The sequence below is a fragment of the Hymenobacter sp. BRD128 genome, from assembly GCF_013256625.1.
Lineage (GTDB): Bacteria > Bacteroidota > Bacteroidia > Cytophagales > Hymenobacteraceae > Hymenobacter.
The window spans coordinates 240,385-259,738 of record NZ_CP053908.1; the positions used below are offsets into that span (position 1 = coordinate 240,385).

General features: G+C 58.6%; 18 protein-coding genes. 11 read left to right on the forward strand and 7 right to left on the reverse strand.

Translation table 11 applies throughout. The features are described from left to right. Nucleotides 1–75: 75 nt before the first annotated feature. The 5 genes from GKZ68_RS21835 (at nt 76) to GKZ68_RS01215 (ending at nt 3,051) form a co-directional block, all read left to right on the forward strand. Nucleotides 76–333 carry a hypothetical protein gene (locus tag GKZ68_RS21835; protein ID WP_254244114.1) on the forward strand — a complete coding sequence of 86 codons (258 nt, stop codon included), beginning with the start codon at nt 76–78 and terminating at the stop codon, nt 331–333. After that, nucleotides 279–1,262, forward strand: a complete 984-nt coding sequence (locus tag GKZ68_RS01200) for a formimidoylglutamase (RefSeq protein WP_254244115.1) — start codon at nt 279–281, stop codon at nt 1,260–1,262. Before GKZ68_RS21835 ends, GKZ68_RS01200 begins: the two co-directional genes overlap by 55 nt. Nucleotides 1,263–1,265: 3 nt before the next feature. Next, the gene (locus tag GKZ68_RS01205; RefSeq protein WP_173109959.1) at nt 1,266–1,511 is read left to right on the forward strand and encodes a cytochrome b5 domain-containing protein; all 246 of its coding nucleotides are present in this window, start codon (nt 1,266–1,268) and stop codon (nt 1,509–1,511) included. A gap of 31 nt (nt 1,512–1,542) precedes the next feature. Beyond that, nucleotides 1,543–2,352, forward strand: a complete 810-nt coding sequence (murQ, locus tag GKZ68_RS01210) for an N-acetylmuramic acid 6-phosphate etherase (protein ID WP_173109961.1) — start codon at nt 1,543–1,545, stop codon at nt 2,350–2,352. Between the two features lie 132 nt (nt 2,353–2,484). Next, nucleotides 2,485–3,051 carry a hypothetical protein gene (locus GKZ68_RS01215; protein WP_173109963.1) on the forward strand — a complete coding sequence of 189 codons (567 nt, stop codon included), beginning with the start codon at nt 2,485–2,487 and terminating at the stop codon, nt 3,049–3,051. Between the two features lie 76 nt (nt 3,052–3,127). On the opposite strand, the gene GKZ68_RS01220 is transcribed toward GKZ68_RS01215, so the two are convergent. From GKZ68_RS01220 to era, 4 genes are all read right to left on the reverse strand, one after another. Continuing rightward, a complete protein-coding gene (locus GKZ68_RS01220; RefSeq protein WP_173109965.1) occupies nt 3,128–3,427 on the reverse strand; it encodes a hypothetical protein in 300 nt (99 codons plus the stop codon). A gap of 261 nt (nt 3,428–3,688) precedes the next feature. Beyond that, nucleotides 3,689–3,913 carry a hypothetical protein gene (locus GKZ68_RS01225; protein ID WP_173109967.1) on the reverse strand — a complete coding sequence of 75 codons (225 nt, stop codon included), beginning with the start codon at nt 3,911–3,913 and terminating at the stop codon, nt 3,689–3,691. Between the two features lie 146 nt (nt 3,914–4,059). Next, on the reverse strand, nt 4,060–5,379 hold the full coding sequence (gene der / locus GKZ68_RS01230) for a ribosome biogenesis GTPase Der (RefSeq protein WP_173109969.1): 1,320 nt from the start codon (nt 5,377–5,379) through the stop codon (nt 4,060–4,062). A gap of 120 nt (nt 5,380–5,499) precedes the next feature. After that, entirely contained in the window at nt 5,500–6,396 is an 897-nt protein-coding gene (era, locus tag GKZ68_RS01235) for a GTPase Era (protein ID WP_173109972.1), read from the reverse strand. A 202-nt stretch (nt 6,397–6,598) separates the two neighbouring features. Between era and hemH the strand changes: the two genes are divergently transcribed. Next, the gene (gene hemH, locus GKZ68_RS01240) at nt 6,599–7,636 is read left to right on the forward strand and encodes a ferrochelatase (RefSeq protein WP_173109974.1); all 1,038 of its coding nucleotides are present in this window, start codon (nt 6,599–6,601) and stop codon (nt 7,634–7,636) included. 3 nt (nt 7,637–7,639) lie between these two features. Here hemH and GKZ68_RS01245 read toward each other — a convergent pair whose 3' ends face one another. The 3 genes from GKZ68_RS01245 to GKZ68_RS01255 all read right to left on the reverse strand — a co-directional run bounded on the left by GKZ68_RS01245 (nt 7,640) and on the right by GKZ68_RS01255 (nt 9,767). Continuing rightward, nucleotides 7,640–8,083 (reverse strand): PRC-barrel domain-containing protein, encoded by a 444-nt coding sequence (locus GKZ68_RS01245; RefSeq protein ID WP_173109975.1) that lies wholly within the window; start codon nt 8,081–8,083, stop codon nt 7,640–7,642. A gap of 11 nt (nt 8,084–8,094) precedes the next feature. Continuing rightward, entirely contained in the window at nt 8,095–8,718 is a 624-nt protein-coding gene (locus GKZ68_RS01250; protein WP_173109977.1) for a hypothetical protein, read from the reverse strand. A 68-nt stretch (nt 8,719–8,786) separates the two neighbouring features. After that, nucleotides 8,787–9,767, reverse strand: a complete 981-nt coding sequence (locus tag GKZ68_RS01255) for a hypothetical protein (RefSeq protein ID WP_173109979.1) — start codon at nt 9,765–9,767, stop codon at nt 8,787–8,789. Nucleotides 9,768–9,882: 115 nt separating this feature from the next. Here GKZ68_RS01255 and uvrA point away from each other — a divergent pair, with 115 nt between their 5' ends. From uvrA to GKZ68_RS01280, 5 genes are all read left to right on the forward strand, one after another. Beyond that, entirely contained in the window at nt 9,883–12,729 is a 2,847-nt protein-coding gene (gene uvrA / locus GKZ68_RS01260) for an excinuclease ABC subunit UvrA (RefSeq protein ID WP_173109981.1), read from the forward strand. Nucleotides 12,730–12,736: 7 nt separating this feature from the next. Further along, nucleotides 12,737–13,132, forward strand: coding sequence for a hypothetical protein (locus GKZ68_RS01265; protein WP_173109983.1), 396 nt, complete (start codon nt 12,737–12,739; stop codon nt 13,130–13,132). A 466-nt stretch (nt 13,133–13,598) separates the two neighbouring features. Next, nucleotides 13,599–14,681 (forward strand): efflux RND transporter periplasmic adaptor subunit, encoded by a 1,083-nt coding sequence (locus GKZ68_RS01270; protein WP_173109985.1) that lies wholly within the window; start codon nt 13,599–13,601, stop codon nt 14,679–14,681. A gap of 30 nt (nt 14,682–14,711) precedes the next feature. Further along, nucleotides 14,712–17,906: an efflux RND transporter permease subunit gene (locus GKZ68_RS01275; protein WP_173109987.1), complete on the forward strand. Its 3,195-nt coding sequence runs from the start codon at nt 14,712–14,714 to the stop codon at nt 17,904–17,906. Further along, entirely contained in the window at nt 17,899–19,335 is a 1,437-nt protein-coding gene (locus GKZ68_RS01280) for a TolC family protein (RefSeq protein ID WP_173109989.1), read from the forward strand. Before GKZ68_RS01275 ends, GKZ68_RS01280 begins: the two co-directional genes overlap by 8 nt. Nucleotides 19,336–19,354: the final 19 nt, after the last annotated feature.

Here is a 19,354-nt window from a genome sequence, read left to right on the forward strand (position 1 = left end):
CAATGTGCGCGACCGGCAAACCCAATCTGGGCCGGGCCGGACGTAAATTTGGCGGCGCCCCGCCGCGCTACTTGAATGAACCTGGCCTTATTTTTTGACCCGCTGCCCGACGAGCTGACGGCCCCCACCGCCGCGCCGACTACCGTGGCGGCCTACGTGGCGCGCTTTGCCGAAGACTTTCCGGACTGGCGCACGGCCGACCTCGCGCTCATTGGCCTCGATGAGTGGCGCGGCACCGCGGCCGGCGCCCCCCGGCCGGGCAGCATGGGGCTAATCGGGTGCGCGAGCGCTTCTATCAGCTGCAGCGCGGCAACGGCCCGCTGCGCCTGGTAGACCTGGGCAACCTGCGCCCCGGCCTCAGCCTGGAGGATACCTACCAGCGCCTGCGCGAAATAGTGGCGGCCCTGCTGGACGCCAAGACGATACCGCTGCTGCTGGGCGGCGGCCACGACCTCGACTACGGTCAGTTTTTGGCCTACGAGCCCCAACATGAGGAAGCGGTACCGGCCATCAACTTCGCCGTCATCGACTCGCGGCCCGACATGGCCATGCCCGGCTACTTTGCTGCGCCCGAAGACAGCCACCTGCGCCGCCTGCTAATGCACACGCCCAATTTTGTGTTCAGCTGCGCGCACCTGGCCCACCAGCAGTACCTCACGCCGCCCGACGTGCTGGCCGCCTTCGAGAAGCTGCACTTCGAAACCATGAGCATGGGCGAGCTGCGCGCCGACCGCCGCCTAGCCGAGCCGGTGCTGCGCCAAGCCAATTTCCTGAGCGTCGATATTGCCGCCATTCGCTGGCAGGACGCGCCCGGCTATTACCCGGCTAGCCCCTTCGGCCTCAGCAACGAAGATGCGGCGCAACTGTGCTGGTACGCCGGCCATAATGACCAACTTACGTCGGTTGGGCTCTATGGCTACCGGCCCGACCACGACCCGCACGGGCTGGCCGCTGCTACATTGGCTACCATGCTTTGGTATTTTATCGAGGGCTACTACCACCGCCGGCCCGAAACGGAATTTGGTACCTACCGCTTTCTCACCTATACGCTAGTGCTGCCTGGTAAAGGCGGCAGCGCGCCCAGCGAGCTGGTGTTTTACAAGTCGCGCCGCGCCGATACGGATAAGTGGTGGATGGAAGTCGAAAGCCTGGCCGACCAATCCATCAAGCGCATTGTGCCCTGCACCCACCAAGACTACCTGCACGCCGCCCAGGGCGACCTGCCCCAGCGCTGGATTCGGACGCAGGCGCTTTTAGGCTGAGCCATGACGGAGGAGCTGAAAACTTACACCCGCAGCCAGCTAGCCCTGCGCAACGGCCAGGACCGCGACGAAATCTGGGTGGCCTACCAAGGCAATATTTACGACGTGACGCGCTCGCGCCTCTGGCAGCGCGGCAACCACTACGAGCACTGGGCCGGCCAGGACCTTACCCGCGAGCTCGATGAAGATGCCCCGCACCTGGCCACCGTATTCGATAAATTTCAGATAATCGGCACGTTGAAAAGCTAGCCGCTTCCAAATTTTACTTATTCAGCACGCAGTGACTACCGAAACGCCTTCCACTTTCCACGACCTCGAAACTCTCCCCACGGCCGCCCTGCTGGCCGGCCTGAACCAGCTCGACCAAACCGTGCCGCTAGCCGTGCAAAAAGCCCTGCCGCAGGTCGAGGCGCTGGTTGAGGCCATCGTGGCGCGGCTTGGGGCCGGTGGGCGCTTGTTCTACATCGGGGCCGGCACCAGCGGGCGGCTAGGCGTGGTCGATGCCTCAGAGTGCCCGCCCACGTTTGGCGTGCCGGCGGGGCTGGTGGTGGGCATCATGGCCGGGGGCGATGGCGCCATTCGCCAAGCCGTGGAAGGTGCCGAAGATAACGCTACCCAGGCCTGGCTTGATTTACAGCAATTTAACGCCAATTCAACGGACGTGCTCGTGGGCATTGCCGCCTCGGGCCGCACGCCTTACGTGGTGGGTGGCCTGCAAGCGGCGCGGGCAGCAGGGCTAGCCACCGGCTGCGTGGTGTGCAACGCCGGCTCGGCCGTGGCGGCGGCCTGCGAGTTTCCGGTCGAGGTGGTTACCGGTCCCGAATTTATCACGGGCAGCACGCGCCTCAAGGCCGGTACAGCTCAAAAGCTGGTGCTCAATATGCTGACCACGGCCACTTTCATCCGGCTAGGCCGGGTAAAGGGTAACAAGATGGTCGATATGCAGCTTAGCAACGATAAGCTGGTGGAGCGCGGCCAGCGCATGCTCATGGACGAGCTGAGTATTGCTCAGCCTGAGGCTGCCGAGCTGCTGCGCCAGCACGGTTCGGTGCGGGCCGCGCTAGCCGCTCGCTCATCGGAGAAGCAGTAGTCACTCAGCCACTCAGGCGCAGAATTTACGGCTGACAATCAGACGCTAGCCTGCTAAAAGCGCCGCCCGCCCGAACGATTCGGGCGAGGCGGCGTTTTTGCTAGCGGGCTGGCCCCAGCCAGCTCTGCCGCCATGCACACCATCGAGCCTTACTACAATTGGATTGAGCAGTATTCGGCTGCCGAGGATGAGCGCTCGCCGCTCTTTGGGGCCGAGTACAGCCTCGATACCTTTAGCAATACTATTTACGGCTATTACATTCACCCTCAGTGGGATAGCCTGGAGTCGGATACGTTGTTTATTAAGATTCTGTGGGTCGATTACGACGATGGCGCGGCCGTGCTGGAGTTTATCGGCGAGTGGAACGACGCCATCGAAAACGACATCATGAGCCTCAAGCGCAACATCCTCGACGTGCTGCTGCACGAGGGTATCCGGCGCTTTATCCTCATCGGCGAAAACGTGTTCAACTTTCACGGCTCCGACGATAGCTACTACGAGGAGTGGTTTGAGGAAGTGGAAGATGGCTGGATTGCGGGCGTCAATTTTCAGGAGCACGTGCGCCGCGAGATGAGCCAGTATAACCTCGACAATTACATCAACTTTGGCGGCGACCTCGACGACCTGCCGTGGCGTACTTACGAGCCCCGCCGCTTGGTCGAAACCGTGGCTAGCCTGCTTCAGCGTCGCCTGGGCTAGCCCAGCCTCCAACAAAAAGGACCGTTGGCAATACTGCCGACGGTCCTTTTTGCTTTAGCCTAAGCAGTTTGGCTACTTAGTTCTTTTTCGACTTGCGCTCCTTCTTCGAGGTTTCGTCGCCGTCATTGTCTTTATCTTTCTCGGCGCCGGGGGCATCGGTCACAATGCGGCGCTGCTCGGCCACGGTGCCTTTGTACACCTCAGGGCCGTTCTGCTTGCGCTGCTTGCGGATTTTCTTCATCTCCTTGGCACTCGGTGCCTGGCCTGCGGCAGGGACAGTCTGCTTAACAGTGGCGGGAGCAGCTATGGTAGGAGCGGGGGCCGCTTTAGCGGCAGTAGCGCTGGCGAACAGGGCTATAAAAAGAATGTTTTTCATGATTTCAAGGATGAGGCCTGAAAGGTAAGGCGTAAATACCAGACCTGCTATACCAAATACCCTAGCAGAGGGTTTAATTAGCCAGACTTTTTTAGCATTATTCTTTGCAACTAGTCTTAGCGGGGTGCTAATCGCTGTTTTAGCGCGGAAAATAGGGCTTGACTACGCAGTGTTAAGTTATAGTTAGCGCTTGCCAGCTACAAAAAAAGCCCTGCCCGAAGGGCAGGGCTTCTGTCAGCCAGGCAAAAGCCTGGCCTATCATTACATTTTCTTCTTGGTAGTGTCGGCGTTCGACTTGATAGCGTCGGCAGCGTGCTCGCCAGCTTTCTTGGTCGAGTCGGCCGAAGCTTCCATTTTAGCGGCCGTAGCATCTTTCGACGCTTCTACGGCATCAGCTTGCTTATCAGCAGCTTCTTCTTTTTTGCTGTCGCACGAAGCGAGCGAGAACGAAGCAGCGGCTACGGCGAGAAAAAGTACTTTTTTCATGGTGAAGGTTGGAAAGAGGTTTTGTAGTTTCCGGCATTTATACCCGGTTACTGCGCAGGTTTCATGGTGAAGGTTGGAAAGAGGTTTTGTAGTTTCCGGCATTTATACCCGGTTACTGCGCAGGTAACCCAAGCTTCAGCAAAAATTTATTTTTTTCGGAAGGCTAGCCCAATTGGTACGCCCGTGAAATCGAAATGCTCGCGCAGGCGGTTTTCGAGGTAGCGGGCGTAGGAATCGGGAATGTACTGCGGCAGGTTGCAGAAGAAGGCAAACACCGGGTTGTGCGTGGGCAACTGCGTGGCGTATTTGATGCGCACCATCTTGCCCTTCTGAATGGGCGGCGGATACTTCTCAATCTCTTTCAGCATCACGTCGTTGAGCTGCGAAGTCGGAATTTTACGGCGCTTGTTGCCGTACACTTCCATAATGACTTCCAGCGCTTTGTGCACGCGCTGCTTATTGAGCACCGAAATAAATACCACCGGCGGATAGGCGATGGGCGCAATCTTTTCCTTAATCTTGGCCTCGAAGTCGCGGGCCGTGTTGGTTTCCTTGCCCTCGATTAAGTCCCACTTATTCACCAGAATAACGATGCCCTTGCGGTTTTTGTCGGCCAGGGCGATAATGGCTACGTCCTGGGCCTCAATGCCGCGGCTGGCGTCGAGCAGCACCACGCACACGTCGGCAGCCTCCATGGCGCGCAGCGAGCGCATGTTGGAGTAAAACTCTATGTCTTCGTTTACGCGGGCTTTGCGGCGCAGGCCAGCCGTATCGACGAGCATAAATTCGTGGCCGAACGCGCTGTACTTAGCCTCAATCGAGTCGCGGGTGGTGCCGGCAATGTCGGTCACGATGCTGCGGTCTTCGCCCAGCAAGAGGTTCACAAACGACGACTTACCCACGTTGGGCCGGCCGATGATGGCAATGCGCGGCAAGTCGGAGTTAGGCTCTTCCTCGCCCACTTCCTCGAAGTGCGACACGATGGCATCGAGCAATTCGCCGGTGCCCGAGCCATTGGCCGAGCTGATGGCGAACACCTCGGTATCGCCGAGGCCTAGCGCGTAAAACTCGCCCGAGCCCTGCGCCCGCAGGTTGGTATCAGCCTTATTCGCAACCAGATAGATGGGTTTTTTGCCGATGTAGCGGCGCAGCACCTGGGCAAACTCCTCGTCGAGCCCGTGCAGGCCGGCGTCGGCATCCACCATAAAGAGGATAACGTCGGCCTCGTCGATGGCTAGCTTCACCTGGCGGTTGATTTCGCTCTCGAAAATATCGTCCGAGTTGTGCACGTAGCCGCCCGTGTCAATCACGGTGAAGTTGTGCCCGGTCCAGTCGCCGTAGCCGTAGTGGCGGTCGCGGGTCACCCCACTTTGGTTGTCCATAATGGCCTGGCGGCGACCCACCAGGCGGTTGAACAGGGTGGACTTGCCCACGTTGGGGCGGCCCACTATTGCAATGGTATTCATGTAGTTGGCTCCAGCCGCCGGCCCGACCTTGGCACGGCAGTACCCGGAGTAATTAGGGTTAAAATGGTCGGTAAATCGTTTGTCATTGCGAGCACCGCGCAACAATGACAACTAGGTTATTTATTGGTAGCCAAAGCGGCTCAGCGCCTTGCTGTCGGTGCGCCAGTTCTCGTTCACTTTCACGAACAGCTCCAGGAACACTTTTTTCTGGAAGAACTTCTCCATCTCCTCCCGCGCCCAGGTGCCGACTTTCTTCAACGCCTCGCCCTTGGCGCCGATGATGATGCCCTTCTGGCTGCTGCGCTCCACGTAGATAACGCCGCGAATGCGGATGATATCCTCGTCTTCCTTAAACTCTTCGATGGTGACTTCGCACGAGTACGGCACCTCCTTTTTATAGAGCTTAAAAATCTTTTCGCGCACCATTTCGGCGGCGAAGAAGCGCTCGGGCTTGTCAGTCAGCTCGTCCTTAGGGTAGTAGGGCGGGTGAATGGGCAGGCTGTCGAGGGCTAGCTGGAGCACGCGCTCGGTGCCAAACGCATTGAGCGCCGAGATGGGCAGTATCTCGGTAGCGTTGGGCAGCTCTTCCTTCCAGAAGGCCAGCTTGGCTTCGACATCGGCCTGGCTAGCCTGGTCTATCTTATTGACCAGCACGAAAATAGGCGTATCCTCCGTTTTGCGCAGGCGCTCGATAACGGGCTCCTCGTCGTGCTTCTCGTAGATATCGGTGACGAAGAGAATTACATCGGCATCTTCCAGCGACGAGTACACGAAGGCCATCATGGCATTGTGCAGCTCGTACTTGGGCTGAATGATGCCGGGCGTGTCGGAGTAAACAAGCTGAAAATCATCGCCGTTGAGAATGCCCAGAATGCGGTGGCGCGTGGTCTGGGCCTTGCTCGTGACGATGCTCAGGCGCTCGCCCACGAGCGCGTTCATCAGCGTCGATTTGCCCACGTTGGGCTTGCCGATAATGCTGACGAAGCCGGCGCGGTGAGGCTTAGGTTCGGGGTTCACGCGAGGTAGGGGTTTGAAAATGAGGCCGCAAAGGTACGGCGACTTTGGGCGGTTGGCTACGGGCTGCTAGTTAATAGCTTTTTTTGCAGTCGGATTGCAGCCGAAAAGCCCGGTTTTTGGTTTACTCTGCAAGTACTACCAGACCGGCTGCCCGCCCGCGCCGCTAGCCCGGCAACGGGCTAACAGCTAACCGTTAAAAAGAATGCCTACTCCCGCCCGCCGCATCGGCGTTTTGCTAGTAAACCTCGGCACGCCCGACTCGCCCCAGACCGGCGACGTGCGCCGCTACCTCAACGAGTTTCTGACCGATGGCCGCGTCATTGACATGCCGGCTGCCGTGCGCTACCCGCTCTTTCAGGGGCTGGTGGTGCCGCTGCGTGCCCCCAAGTCGGCCAAAATCTACCAGCAGCTCTGGGATGCTGAGCGTGGCTCACCGCTGCTGTTTCACGGCCTCGATTTGCAGAAGCTCGTGCAAGAGGAGTTGGGCAACGAGTACGTGGTGGCCTTCGGGATGCGTTACCAGAAGCCCAGCATCGAGAGCGCCCTGGAAGAGCTGCGCGACGCGGCCGTGGACCGCATTATTGTGCTGCCGCTGTTTCCGCAGTACGCGGCGGCCAGCACCGGCTCGGTGCAGGAAAAGGTGATGGATTTCGTAAAAGACTGGTGGATAGTGCCCAGCATCAACTTTATTAGCACGTTTGCCGACGACCCTGGCTTCATCGCCAGCTTCGTGGCTAGGGGCAAAGCTGAGATGGCGAAGTACGACTACGACCACGTAGTTTTCAGCTACCACGGCATTCCAGAGCGGCACGTGCTCAAAGGCAGCTTTAAAGGCTACTGCCAGCTGGGCAAGTGCTGCAACACCTATAATAAGAACAACCGCTACTGCTACCGGGCGCAGTGCTTTGCCACCTCGCGCCTGCTGGCGGCCGGGCTGGGCCTGCGCGACGACCAGTACACCGTGACCTTCCAGAGCCGGCTGCAAAGCCGCCTGCGCGACCCCTGGCTGCAACCTTACACCGACGAGGTTATCAAAGACTTCCCGGCCAAAGGCATCAAGAGCGTGCTGGCTTTCTCGCCGGCCTTCGTGGCCGACTGCCTCGAAACCACCGTGGAAGTCGGCATGGAGTTTAAGGAGCTATTCGAGGCTAGCGGCGGCGAACACTGGCAGCTCGTGCCTTCGCTGAACTCGGAGCCGCAGTGGGTGCGGGCCGTGGCCGAGATGGTGCGCGTTAATTAGTCGTTAGTCAATCGTTTGAAAATGAGAATTGTCGGCGGCTAAATTTCCCGATGATTCTGTGTCCATGCCCAGCTTCTGCCGCATTTCGGCCTCAAAATCGGGCGGAAGCATGAAGTCAATGAACGGAGGGTAAGCGTGCACCGTTTCGCGGCTTAGGGCCGTAACGAAGACGTTGTGGCCTTCGGCATCGAAATGCACGGCGGCTAGCGGCAGCAAAATGCGCTGCTCGGTGTGAGGCAGCGGTGCGGGCACGCCGGGCAAGCCAGCCGCCAGCAGCACATCAAGGTATTGAATGCGCTGCGCTACCGGGTCGGCCAGTAGCTCATGCACGATGCCGAGGGCCTGGCCGTCGCTGCCGCGCACGGTCCAGCCGCGCGGGTCGGGGTCATCGGCTACCAGCTCAAACGTTGGTAGGTCGCGCAGGCGGCGGAGAATGGGAGCGTTCATAAGGGAAAGAGTTACAGCACGTCGCGGGCCGGGTAGCTCAGCGTATTGAGCATCGAGTGGACCTGCGCCAGGTAGTCGCGGTTTTGGGTTTGCTCGGCGGGCGTGGCGTCGTGGCCCGAAAGCTGGCTAGCCTGGCGTTGCAGGGCGCTGGCTTCGGCCTCGAGGTTAGGGTAGCCTTTTTGCTGCACGGCCAGCAGCAGGTTGGCGGCGGCTACCAGGCCGGGGCGCAGGCTGGCCTGCGGGTCGCCATCGGCGAGCCGGGCCGTGGCGCTCGTAAAATTGTCGCGCTGCTCCCGAATGGTCGCGTCGTCGCGCAGGTCGGGGCGGTCGGCTAGTTGGGTAAGCTGTGGGCTAAGCTGGAGCAGGCCAGCGCGGGCGCCGCTGGTGGTGCCCGGCGCGGCAGCCGTGGTGTCGGCGGGCATTGGCGAAGTAGGGCTGGCGCCGGTGCTATCCGGGGCCAGGCTATCGGCCGGCACGGGTGCCGGCCCTAGCTCCGTTTTGGGCGGTGCCGGCTCATCGGCTGGGTCGGGGCGCAGGAAGAAATAAGCGGCTCCGGCCAGCACTAGCAAGGTCAGTGCCACCAGCAGCCAGGGGCTAGGGGCTGATTTTTTAGGTTGAATACGGAGTTCGGCCATGAAAGAAAAGCAGGAAGGACTTCCTGTACGCAAGGTGACGGAAGGTAGTTAGCAAGACAGTTTAGGGGTTAAGCAAACGCAAGGGCTGGTTCCGTTTCGCGCTTCGAAGTTGGTAGCAGTTTCAGTAATTGCAGCGCATTGGCGATAATACCCTTCGCATCATAGTTGGTGTATAAATAAATTTCTTTACCTTGATAAGGCAGCTTGTTGAATGACAAGCCTGTTTTAGGCTGCGACCAGTTTAGCAGCGCCGTTTTCTTGCCGGCTTTGTCAAGTAGCGGAATCGGCAGCTTATCGTTGGTCTGTAAAACCAGCACAGCCGCTTTTAGCAGAATATCCTTCCACGTTTTAAGGGCGTGTTCTGTACCGTCGGGCAGGCGTAGCCACTGCGGTTTGCCTAGCTTTTTGTCTGGGTTAGTCAGGTCAATAGCGAGGGGGTAGTAATTTTTGGCTTGTACAGCCGCTACGGATTTATCAGTTGGGTGCCGTTGCGGCTTGGGACTGGCCGGCTCCATAATAGCTTCAGAGATAGCCGGCGTAGCGGGTGCGACAACGAGGCTGTGCCCACCGTGCGCCGCATCCAACAACTGAAGTAGCTGTAGCGCTGCCGGAAGCAGATTAGTGGTCCGCAATTCAATAATTGAAGTAGGCTCGTAGTGCGAGTGGCCGGGCGAGTAGCAGTGCCAGTTTAGGCCATCGGTGATGAAAAACGAAACCGGCTTCAGGGAGAAAGCATAGCCAATCAGCGCCCCCACATGGCCGAGCTTATCCAACCTTTCGCCCAGCTTCTTTGCCTCTACTACCGACTGAATGACACCGGTCGGGCCTTTCAATACATAGTCCAGCGACTGCTTGTTTTCGACGGTGCGTTCGGGCTCTACCATGCGCACGTCGGCCGTATCCCAGCCCAGTGCGCGCAGCACAGGGTCGATGAGGGCAGCGCGGGTAGCCGCTTCATTCTTGCTTAAAAGCGCGTGATTTTGCTCAGCTTGGTGGCAAACGTAGGTGAGCGTGGCAACCAGCGACGCGAGTGGGCTAGGGGCGGGCATAGAAGAAAAATAGCGAGTCGGCCGCAATGATAGAGCCGGGTGCGGGCACGCGCTAGGTCCGACCTTTGTGCCCGCGCCCGAAACCTTCCGCCCCGTTCGCACGGTTAGTCTATTCATGTCCGACAATTCTGCTCTGCAAGTGGCCGCCCCGGCCACCGACGCCATCGACCAGCTCGACCCGCGCCAGTTTATTGTTATCAAAAATGCGAGAGTCCATAATCTGAAAAACCTGAGCGTGGCACTGCCGCGCAACAAGTTTATCGTCGTCACGGGCCTGTCGGGCTCGGGCAAGTCCAGCCTGGCCTTTGATACCTTGTACGCTGAAGGCCAGCGCATGTACGTCGAAAGCCTGAGCAGCTACGCGCGTCAGTTTCTGGGCCGCATGGACAAGCCCGACGTGGACTATATCCGGGGCATTTCGCCGGCCATCGCCATCGAGCAGAAGGTCAGCATTAAGAACAACCGCTCGACCGTCGGCACCAGCACCGAGATTTACGACTACCTCAAGCTGCTGTTTGCGCGGGTGGGCCGCACGTTTTCGCCCGTGAGTGGCGAGCAGGTGCGCAAGGATACGGTGGCCGACGTGGTCGATTATTTATTCTCGCTGCCCGCCGCTACGCGCGTCACCATCCTGGCGCCGCTGCTGCGCACCGAGCCCGGCCGGCCCATGAGCAAGGAGCTGGACCTCTTGCTGCAAAAAGGCTACGGCCGCGTGGTGCTGGCTAGCGGCGAAAACGCGTTTATCGAAGACCTAATTGGTGAGGGCAAGCCTGAGGTGGCGGGCGAAGTCTACATCCTCATCGACCGCTCGGCCATTCAGCCTGACGATGAAGACCTGCAATTCCGCCTCTCCGACTCGGTGCAAACGGCCTTTTTCGAGGGCCACGGCACCTGCATCGTGAAGCTGGATAACGAGTCGCGCACCTTCTCCGACAAGTTTGAGCTGGACGGGCTCACGTTTGAGGAGCCGAGCGTCAACTTTTTCTCCTTCAACAACTCCTATGGCGCCTGCCACACCTGCGAGGGTTTCGGCTCGGTGCTGGGCATTGACGAAGACCTCGTCATTCCCGATAAAAGCATGACGGTGTACGAAGGTGCCATCGCGCCCTGGCGCACCGAAAAGCAGGGCGAGTGGCTCAAGCCGCTGCTTAAGAATGGCATCCGGTTCGACTTCCCTATTCACCGCCCTTATAATGAGCTGAGCGCCGCCGAGCAGCGCCTGCTGTGGACTGGCAATAAGTACTTCGAGGGGCTCGACGCTTATTTTAAGTGGGTAGCCGAGCAGACCCACAAAATTCAGTACCGCGTGCTGCAGAGCCGCTACCGGGGCCGCACCACCTGCCCCGACTGCCGGGGCACGCGCCTGCGTAAAGACGCGCAGTACGTCAAAATCGCCGGCCGCAGCATCACCGATATCGTGCTACTGCCCATCTCGGAGGCGCTGACGTTTTTCGAGAACCTGAGTTTGAGCGAGCACGAGATGGCCGTGGCCGACCGCCTGCTGGCCGAAATCACCAACCGGCTAGGCTACCTCAACCGCGTAGGGCTGGGTTACCTCACCCTCAACCGCTTGAGTAATACGCTGAGCGGCGGCGAAAGCCAGCGCATCTCGCTGGCCACCTCGCTAGGGTCGGCGCTGGTAGGCTCGATGTACGTGCTCGATGAGCCTAGCATCGGCCTGCACCCCAAGGATGCCGAGCAGCTTATTGGGGTGCTGCGTTCGCTGCAAGAGCTGGGAAATACGGTGGTGGTAGTGGAGCATGAGGAGAAAATGATGGCGGCCGCCGACCAGATTATCGACATCGGCCCTGAGGCCGGCAGCGGCGGCGGCCACCTCATGTTTCAGGGCACTTTCCCGGAGCTGATGCAGGATACCGAAACCTACACCGGCAAGTACCTCAGCGGCCAGCTCGACGTGCCGGTGCCCGCCGTGCGCCGCCCCTGGCGCAACGCGATGGAGCTGACCGGCGCCCGCGAAAACAACCTCAAAAACGTGAGCGTCAAGATTCCGCTAGGGGTCATGACGGTAGTAACGGGCGTGTCGGGCTCGGGCAAGTCGACGCTCATCCGGCGCATTCTGACCCCGGCCCTGATGAAGATGCTGGGCGGCGGTGCGGGCGAAACCACCGGCAAGTTTGACCGCCTGCTCGGCGTCAATGGCCAGGTGACGCACGTCGAGTTCGTGGACCAGAATCCCATCGGCAAGTCGTCGCGCTCGAACCCGGTGACCTACGTGAAGGCCTACGATACCATCCGCACGCTGTTTTCAGAGCAGCCGCTGGCCAAGGCGCGCGGCCTCAAGCCGTCGCACTTTTCCTTCAACGTGGAGGGCGGGCGCTGCGAGGTGTGCCAGGGCGAAGGCCAGGTGAAAATCGAGATGCAGTTCATGGCCGACATCTACCTGACCTGTGAAAGCTGCGGCGGCCACAAATTCAAGCAGGACATTCTGGAAATCAAATTTCAGGACAAGAACATCTACGAGGTGCTCGACCTGACGGTGGCCGACGCCGTAGAATTCTTCAAAGGCCAGCCCAAAGTGGCCGAGCGCCTCCAGCCGCTGCTCGATGTGGGGCTAGGGTACATCCGCCTGGGCCAGTCGGCTAATACGCTCAGCGGCGGCGAGGCCCAGCGCGTGAAGCTGGCCAGCTTCCTTACCAAAGGCGCAACGCTGCAGCAGGATAAAATCCTGTTCATCTTCGACGAGCCCAGCACCGGCCTTCACTTCCACGACATTGCCAAGCTGCTGGGCGCGCTCAACGCGCTGGTGGAGCAGGGCAACTCGGTGCTCATCATCGAGCACAACGTGGACATCATCAAGTGCGCCGACTGGCTTATCGACCTCGGCCCCGAGGGTGGCATCAACGGCGGGCACCTGCTCTTCGAGGGCACGCCTGAGCAGCTGGTCAAGCTCAGGGATACCAACCACACGGCGCGTTTCCTGGCCGATAAAGTGAGGGGCTAGCCCACTAATGAAACCCAAATACTTCGCTCTCGGCGCGCTGGCCCTGCTGCTCGGCTGGTTTGTATTCGACTCGCTGAGCCAGCCGGGCGTGGGCGACCTGCGGGGCGATTTTCAGCAGGTTGCGATGTATCGCAACGAGAACAATACTGGCCCCATCATCCGGGTATATGCCGTGACGGTGGCCGATACGCTGTGGCGTGAAATGCGGCAGTACGGCGACTTTATGCCCCACACCAAGTATGGCAACACCAAGGTGTATTTTTTTCGGCAGGGCCAGCCCGTGCCAAAAACAGTGCAGCCGGGTACCGTGAATTTTGCCCCTGCGTTTGCCCGCAATTGCCTGGCCGAATATGAGAAGGAGGTAATGGGTAACGTTACGTTTCAACGTTATCCACTGCGGTAAAAAACAATTAGCAGGACGGACTAAAAAAAGATGAAGCCCGACATTAGAGCTGGATTGGCTTCTGTTTTTCAGTACTATAAGTGATGAAAATAGTCGTTTGACGGTTGCTTATTTTAAGTCAGGCTGGTTTCATTCATGCTTCTTTAATGTATTCGGTGGCTATTTTGTATCACTCAGCCGCCGTGAGTGAGCGCTCCCGGTCTTTTCCCTCGATTTTGCCCACCTTGCTTTGAAGTAGCAGGGGCACTTTCGCTGACGTTCACTGACCTTTTGCTAGTTAGGCAAGGTTAGCTGCGCAGCTTAAAATGGACATGACTTTGGCTATACTTTTTATTTAAGGGCTTTAGTGAGCAGGCTAGCCGCAGGGCTAGCCTGCTCACGCACGCGCTACCAGTTGGGGCAGGCGCTTTTTTCGGTACTACACTCCCAGGATTACCAATCACCTAGCATAGTAATTATGGTTTTGATGAAACGAATGTTCTTCTTGCTGAGCCTGGGCGGCTTGTTTTTTACGAGCTGCTCAAGTAAGCAGGAGGAAAAAGAAGAACAAATAAAATTGTTGGTTACTAGTCCTTTACAAAAGGATACCACTATTACCAAAGAATACGTGGCCCAGATTCACGCCTACCAGCACATCGAGTTGCGGGCGCTGGAGAAGGGTTACCTGCAAAAGATATTCGTGGACGAAGGCCAGGAGGTGAAAAAAGGCCAGGCCATGTTCCAGATTATGCCCCTCATCTACAACGCCGACGTGCAGAAGTCGCAGGCGGAGGCCAACTACGTGGGCATTGAGTACCGCAACACGAAGAATCTGGCTGATAGTAACATCGTGTCGAAGAATGAGTTGGCCCTAGCTAAGGCTAAGTTCGACAAGGCCAAGGCGGAAGTATCGCTGGCCAAAACCCACTTGCAGTTTACTGCCATCAAGGCGCCGTTCGACGGCATCATGGACCACTTTCAGGGCCGGCTGGGCAGCCTCGTAAATGAGGGCGACCTGCTGACGACGCTCTCCGACAACAGCAAGATGTGGGTGTACTTCAACGTGCCTGAGGCGGAATATATCGCCTATAAAGAGCACGCCAAGGCTAGCGACAACGCGGTGAGCGTGAAGCTGCTGATGGCTAATAATGAGGTATTTCCTTACCCTGGTAAGGTGCAAACCATTGAGGCTGACTTTAATAACGAAACCGGCAACATCGCTTTCCGGGCCACCTTCCCGAATCCTAACGGCTTGCTGCGCAACGGCGAAACCGGCAGCGTGCTGATGACTGTGCCGCTCAAGCACGCCCTCATCATTCCGCAAAAAGCCACTTTCGAGGTGCTCGAAAAGAAGTTTGTGTACGTGGTGGATAAAAACAACGTGGTGCACCAGCGCGAGGTAAATGTGGCCTCGGAAATGCCTGACTTGTACGTGCTTAAGGATGGCATTGCGCCTTCCGACAAGATTCTGCTCGAAGGTATCCGCAAGGTGAAGGACGGCGACAAGATTAGCTACACTTATGAAGCACCGGAGAAAGTGCTGCCCAGGCTGAAAGTGTACTCTGAGTAGGGTCTGTTTGTCAATTTATTAGCGTGAACTATGTTCAGTAAATTCATTCGTAGGCCAGTGTTTGCCATCGTGATTTCGGTGGTAATCGTGTTCATGGGCGTGCTGGCCATCAAGACCCTGCCCACCTCGCAGTTTCCGGAGATTTCGCCGCCCATGGTTATGGTGAGCTGCGCCTACCCGGGGGCTAGCGCCAAGGTGCTCACCGAGTCGGTGCTCATTCCGCTGGAGCAGGCCGTGAACGGTGTGCCAGGCATGAAGTACATGACCTCCGACGCCGTGAGTGCCGGCGAGGCCAACATTCAGATTGTATTTAACCTGGGCACCGACCCCGAGCAGGCGGTAGTGAACGTGAATACCCGCATTGCGCAGGTGGTAAACCGCCTGCCGGTGCTGGTGCAGCGAGAAGGTCTCATTGTGAACCGCGTGGTGCCTAACATGCTGATGTACGTGAACTTGTATAGCAAAGACAAGGGCACGGACATGAAATACCTGTTCAACTACGCCGGGGTGAACATGATACCCGAGATTCAGCGCATCAACGGTATCGGGCGGGCTAGCATCCTGGGTAGCCGGCAGTATGCCATGCGCATCTGGCTGCGGCCCGACCGCATGCGGGCCTATAATATCTCGGCCGACGACGTGATGAAGGCGCTGGGCGACCAGAGCGTGATTGGCTCGCCGGGCCGTATTGGCCGCTCGGACGGGGGCCGCGCCGAAGCCCTCGAATACGTACTGACGTACCAGGGCCGCTTCAACGATGTGGACCAGTACAAGAACGTTATTCTGAAAGCGAACCCCAACGGTGAGATGCTGCGCCTGAAGGATGTGGCCGATGTGTCGCTAGGCTCCGAATTTTACGACATCTACTCCAATCTTGATGGCTACCCCTCGGCGGCTATTATGCTGAAGCAGACCTACGGCAGCAACGCCAGCGACGTAATTGCCAGCGTGAAGGAGAAGTTGCAGGAGCTGAAAAAGAGTATGCCGCCCGGCATGGACTACAAAATCAGCTACGACGTGTCGAACTTCCTCGACGCCTCGACCGAGAACGTAATTCACACCCTGCGCGACGCCTTTATCCTGGTGGCCATTGTGGTGTTCCTGTTTTTGGGCGACTGGCGCTCGACGCTCATCCCGATTATCGCCGTGCCGGTTTCGCTCATTGGTGCGTTCACGGCCATGCAGGCATTTGGGCTGACTATCAACATGATTACGCTCTTCGCGCTGGTACTCGCCATCGGTATCGTGGTCGACGACGCCATTGTGGTGGTAGAAGCCGTGCACGCCAAGATGGAGGAGAAGCACCTCTCGCCGTTTGGCGCGGTGAAGGAAGTAATCGGCGAAATCAGCGGGGCCATCATCGCCATCACCATCCTGATGACGGCCGTGTTCGTGCCGGTAGCCTTCATGAGTGGCCCGGTAGGTATTTTCTACCGCCAGTTCTCGATTACGATGGCTACATCCATTGTGATTTCGGGAGTCGTAGCGCTCACGCTCACGCCGGTGCTGTGCGCCATGATTCTGACCAATACGCACGGCCAGCCCCGCAAAAAAACGCCCATTAACCGCTTCATCGACTGGTTTAACCGCGGCTTTGAAAAGCTAACCGGGCGCTACACCAACGTACTGGAGAAGCTGGTAGACCGCCGCGTGTTCACTTTCGGCGTGTTGATAGTGTTCGCACTGGGCATCTTTGGTATCTCGGCCAAGCTGCCTTCAGGCTTCATCCCGGCCGAAGACCAGGGCATGCTCTACGCCATCATTCAGACGCCGCCCGGCTCGACGCTGGAGCGCACCAATGATATTTCGCAGCGCCTGCAGCAACTAGCGAAGAACGTGCCCGGAATCGAGAGCATTTCGACCCTGGCCGGCTACGAAGTACTGACTGAGGGCCGCGGCTCGAACGCCGGCACCTGTCTCATCAGCCTCAAGCCCTGGGGCGAACGCAAGGAATCCATCCACGACATTGTGGAAAGCCTGGAAAAAAAGGCCCACGAGATTCCGGGCGCGACCATCGAATTCTTTGAGCCGCCGGCAGTACCGGGCTACGGCGCGGCGGGTGGCTTCCAGCTTCAGCTGCTCGACAAAACCAACTCGGGCGACTACAAGGCGCTGGAAAAAGTAAACGAAGACTTCATGGCCCAGCTCAAAAAGCGTAAGGAGCTAGCCGGCTTGTTCACCTTCTTCTCGGCCAACTACCCGCAGTACGAGTTGAAGATTGACAACGACCTGGCCATGCAGAAGGGCGTGAGCATCGGCAACGCCATGAACACGCTGAGCATCATGATTGGCTCGACCTACGAGCTGGGCTTTATTAAGTACCAGCGCTTTTTCAAGGTGTACGTGCAGGCGGAGCCGCAGTACCGGCGCCTGCCCCAGGACATCCTGAACATGTGGGTGAAAAACGACAAGGGCGAAATGGTGCCGTTCTCGGCTTTTATGCACATCGAGAAGACGCAGGGCGCCAACGAAATCAATCGCTACAACATGTACACCACGGCGAGTATCCGCGGTGATGCGGCCGAGGGCTACAGCTCGGGCGAGGCCATCAAAGCGGTGCAGGAAGTAGCGGCCAAAACCTTGCCCCGCGGCTACGACATCGACTGGGGCGGCTTGTCGAAGGACGAAGTATCGCGCGGCAACGAGGCCATCTATATCTTCCTGATTGTGCTGGCGTTCGTGTACATGGTACTCGCCGCCCAGTACGAGAGCTTCCTGCTGCCGCTGGCGGTAATCTTCTCGCTGCCGGCCGGTATTTTTGGGGCTTTCCTGCTCATCAAGCTAGCCGGCCTGGCCAACAACATCTACGCCCAGGTGGGCCTCGTGATGCTGGTGGGCCTGCTGGGTAAAAACGCCGTGCTTATCGTCGAATTTGCCGTGCAGGAGCACGAGCACGGCATGAGCGTGCGCGACGCGGCCATTGCCGGGGCCAAAGCTCGTTTTCGCCCCATCCTAATGACGTCGTTTGCTTTCATTGCCGGCCTTATTCCGCTGGTGATTGCGACCGGCGCCGGGGCCATCGGCAACCGCACCATTGGCACGGCGGCGCTCGGGGGGATGCTGTTCGGCACCGTGTTCGGGGTGATTATCGTGCCCGGCCTGTACTACGTCTTTGGCACGATGGCCGAAGGACGCAAGCTGATTGACGATGAAAACGAGTACCCGGTAAGCGAAGGGTTCGAGCCGCGGGTTTTAGTGGAAGAAGAAGTAGAGTCTCATGCTTAAAAGACGCATCTATCAAGGCCTGACCGCCGCCGGCCTCGCGCTGGCGGTGGCTGGCTGTAAGCTGCCCGAACTGGCCCAGCGCAACGTGAACCGCGCCGTGCCGGCCACCTACAACAACAGTACCCAGGATACAACCAGCACGGCCAGGGTGCGGTGGCAGGAGTTCTTTACCGACCCTAACCTGAAGGCGCTTATCGACACGGCGCTGCAGCGCAACCAGGAGCTAAATATCACGCTTCAGGAGCTGCAGATTGCCCGTAACGAAATCCAGGTACGCAAGGGCGAGTACCTGCCCTCGGTATCGATAGGCGTGCGTACCGACGTGGAGAAGCCCGGCCGCTACACGCTGCAAGGGGCCACCGAGGAGGCCATCAATATTCAGCCCGACCGCCGCACGCCCACCCCGCTGGCCAACTACCAGCTGGGGGCCTTTGCGAGCTGGGAAGTCGATATTTGGCACAAGCTGCGCAACGCCCGCAAGTCGGCCGCCACGCGCTACCTGGCTTCGGTAGAAGGTAAAAACTTTACCGTAACCAACCTGATTGCCGAGATTGCCAACTCGTACTACGAGCTGCTGGCCTTGGATAATCAGCTGGCCATTATCAAGCAGAACATTGAGATTCAAGAAAATGCGCTGCGCATTGTGCGCCAGGAAAAGGAAAATGCCAAGGTAACCGAGCTGGCCGTGAAGCGCTTCGAGGCCCAGGTGCAGAATACCATCAGCCTGCAATACAATACCCAGCAGCGCATTACCGAAACCGAGAACCGGATTAATTTCCTGCTCGGCCGCTACCCGCAGCCGATTACCCGCGATGACCAGGCATTTAACAGCCTGGTGCCGACGGCGGTGCAGGCGGGCATTCCGGCGCAGCTGCTGAGCAACCGGCCCGACATCCGGCAGGCCGAGCAGCAGCTAGCGGCGGCCAAGCTCGACGTGCAGGTGGCGCGGGCCAATTTCTATCCGTCGCTAAGTATCTCGGCGGGGGCTGGCTTTGAGGCCTTTAAGCCGGGCCTGCTGTTCAACTCGCCCGAGTCGATGCTCTATAACCTGGCCGGCGACCTGATGGCGCCGCTCGTCAACCGCATTGGCATTAAAGCCTTGTACGGCACGGCCAATGCGTTGCAGATTCAGGCGGTGTACAACTACGAGCGCACCGTGCTGAACGCCTACATCGAAGTGGCCAACCAACTCTCGAACATCAGCAACCTGCAAAACAGCTACGATGCCAAGCTGAAGGAAGTGCAGGCCCTGAACCAGTCCATTCGTATCTCCAACAGCCTGTTTAAGGCCGTGCGGGCCGACTACACGGAGGTGCTGATTACCCAGCGCGACGCCCTGGAATCAAAGTTTGACCTGACCGAAACCAAGATGAAGCAGCTCAATGCCACGGTGAACGTGTACCGGGCGCTGGGCGGCGGCTGGAATTAGTGCCGTATTCGCCGGGCAC